Source organism: Pseudomonas sp. 382 (assembly GCF_002759075.1).
Taxonomy (GTDB): Bacteria; Pseudomonadota; Gammaproteobacteria; order Pseudomonadales; family Pseudomonadaceae; genus Aquipseudomonas; species Aquipseudomonas vlassakiae.
In genome coordinates this window covers 1-2,384 of record NZ_PEMX01000086.1, presented here as the reverse complement: position 1 = coordinate 2,384, position 2,384 = coordinate 1, and the positions used below count along the sequence as shown (strand labels likewise).

At 58.4% G+C, this 2,384-nt stretch carries 3 protein-coding genes; all 3 read left to right on the top strand.

Translation table 11 applies throughout. The annotated features are described in order from the left end of the window. Positions 1-100: 100 nt before the first annotated feature. The 3 genes from CQW31_RS30680 (at position 101) to CQW31_RS30670 (ending at position 2,353) form a co-directional block, all read left to right on the top strand. A complete protein-coding gene (locus CQW31_RS30680) occupies positions 101-424 on the top strand; it encodes a transposase (RefSeq protein ID WP_009682062.1) in 324 nt (107 codons plus the stop codon). Next, entirely contained in the window at positions 421-756 is a 336-nt protein-coding gene (tnpB, locus tag CQW31_RS31950; RefSeq protein ID WP_009682063.1) for an IS66 family insertion sequence element accessory protein TnpB, read from the top strand. Before CQW31_RS30680 ends, tnpB begins: the two co-directional genes overlap by 4 nt. 61 nt (positions 757-817) lie before the next feature. Next, positions 818-2,353 carry an IS66 family transposase gene (locus CQW31_RS30670; RefSeq protein WP_054903735.1) on the top strand — a complete coding sequence of 512 codons (1,536 nt, stop codon included), beginning with the start codon at positions 818-820 and terminating at the stop codon, positions 2,351-2,353. The last annotated feature ends 31 nt before the right edge of the window (positions 2,354-2,384 follow it).

Sequence of the window (2,384 nt, the reverse complement as noted above, 5' to 3'; positions counted from 1 at the left end):
GTAAGCGGCCAGCAAACACACCTTCAGAATCTCAGCATTAAGGGCGATGGTGTCCACCTAAAAATACGTGGACACCATCGCCCTTATCGCAAGGATCACCATGCGCCAGCGCACCTCTTATCCAAAACCGTTCAAAGCCCAAGTCGTCCAGGAATGTCTTCAACCTGACGTATCGATAGCCAGCATCGCGCTGCGCCATGGCATCAACGCCAACCTGGTGCGCAAATGGATTCCGCTCTATCGTGACCGTCAACCTGACGCGCTACCGGCATTCGTGCCGCTGACGATGAAGCCCGAATCTGAGCCTGCACAACCCACACTGGCGCGCATCGAAATTCCGTTCAAACTACAAACAGTCACAGTGATCTGGCCCGCTGTCGATCCCGATGGCTGTGCGCGCTTCATTCGCGGTCTCGTCAAATGATTCGCATCGATACAATCTGGCTCGCCACCGAGCCCATGGACATGCGCGCCGGCACCGAAACGGCGTTGGCCCGCGTCGTCGCGGTCTTCGGTGCGGCGAAGCCGCACTGCGCTTATCTCTTTGCCAACCGCCGCGCCAACCGGATGAAGGTGCTAGTGCATGACGGCATTGGCGTGTGGTTGGCAGCACGCCGACTGAACCAAGGTAAATTCCACTGGCCGGGCGCTCGTCACGGCGCTCAAATGGAACTGGACAGCGAGCAAGTTCAGGCACTCATCGTCGGATTACCTTGGCAACGCATGGGTGCCAACAGCACCATCACACGGCTTTAGTACTGACTATTGGCATAACCGCCAATCGCCGCCAGTGTGTTGCTCTGGCATGATTGGCGGCATGACTTCTTTACCCGACCTCGACCAACTGACCCCTGCAGAGCTGCGCGCGTTGCTCGAGCAGACGCTGACATTGCAGTCTCAAGTCGAGACGATGAGTCGCAAGATCCAGAACGACAAGATCGTCATCGAGCAGCTCACTCATGAGATCGCTGTCCTCAAACGTCATAAGTACGCCAAACGCAGCGAACAGATCAGTCCAGAGCAAGGCCGCTTGCTCGATGATTTGCTCAGCACTGACCTTGAGGCCATCGAAGCCGAGCTGAACGCACTTCATCCCGACCCAGCCCCAAAAGAGCCAGGCCAGAAGCCCAAGCGCGCACCACTGCCTGCACAGCTTCCGCGCACCGTGATTCATCATGAACCCGACAACACCCAATGTGCGTGTGGCTGCGAGCTTCAGCGCATCGGTGAAGATGTCAGCGAAAAGCTCGATTACACGCCGGGCGTGTTCACGGTTGAGCAGCATGTACGTGGAAAGTGGGCCTGCCGAAGTTGCGAAACCCTGATACAGGCACCGGTTCCGGCGCAAGTCATCGACAAAGGCATCCCCACCGCAGGTCTGCTGGCCCATGTCATGGTGGCCAAGTTCGCTGACCACCTGCCGTTGTACCGGCAGGAAAAGATCTTTGGCCGCGCCGGCCTGGCGATTCCACGCTCGACACTGGCCCGGTGGGTCGGGCAAACCGGCGCGCAGCTTCAACCGCTTGTCGATGCCCTGCGTGAAGCGGTGCTGGCTCAACCAGTCATCCACGCCGATGAAACACCGGTTCAGATGTTGGCACCGGGTGAAAAGAAAACCCATCGAAGTTATGTGTGGGCCTATAGCAGCACTGCTTACGCAGAGCTTAAATCCGTGGTTTACGACTTCAGCCCGAGCCGTGCCGGCGAGCATGCGCGTAACTTCCTGGGCGACTGGCGCGGCAAGTTGGTGTGCGATGACTTTGCCGGCTACAAGGCCAGTTTCGAACAGGGCATCGTCGAGATTGGCTGCATGGCCCATGCGCGCCGTAAGTTCTTTGACTTGCATGCGGCGAACAAGAGCCAGTTGGCCGAGCAGGCCCTTCTGACAATCGGTGCGCTCTACGAGGTCGAACGGCAGGCCAAGGACATGAGCGAAGACGACCGTCGGCGAATACGTCAGCGAGATGCGGTTCCCATCGCTGAAAAACTGCATGACTGGATGCTGACCCAGCGCGAGCTGGTACCCGAAGGCTCGACCATCGCCAAAGCTCTGGATTACAGCTTGAAACGCTGGGTAGCGCTGACGCGCTACCTGGACGACGGCGCCTTGCCCATCGATAACAACCACGTCGAGAACCAAATACGACCGTGGGCACTTGGGCGTGCCAATTGGTTGTTCGCAGGATCACTGCGCAGTGGCAAGCGGGCGGCGGCGATCATGAGCCTGATTCAGTCGGCGCGCATGAATGGACATGATCCGTATGCCTATCTCAAGGACGTGTTGACGCGACTGCCAACACAGCGGGCTAGCGAGATTGAGGCTTTGCTGCCGCATCAATGGGAACCGGCCTGACTTACGCAAGGTGAGTTGGGCGGACGCTTAC

Bases quoted from the DNA above. Each gene is read 5' to 3' on its own strand.
- CQW31_RS30680 (WP_009682062.1), top strand. From the start codon at position 101: ATGCGCCAGCGCACCTCTTATCCAAAACCGTTCAAAGCCCAAGTCGTC.
- tnpB (WP_009682063.1), top strand. From the start codon at position 421: ATGATTCGCATCGATACAATCTGGCTCGCCACCGAGCCCATGGACATG.
- CQW31_RS30670 (WP_054903735.1), top strand. From the start codon at position 818: ATGACTTCTTTACCCGACCTCGACCAACTGACCCCTGCAGAGCTGCGC.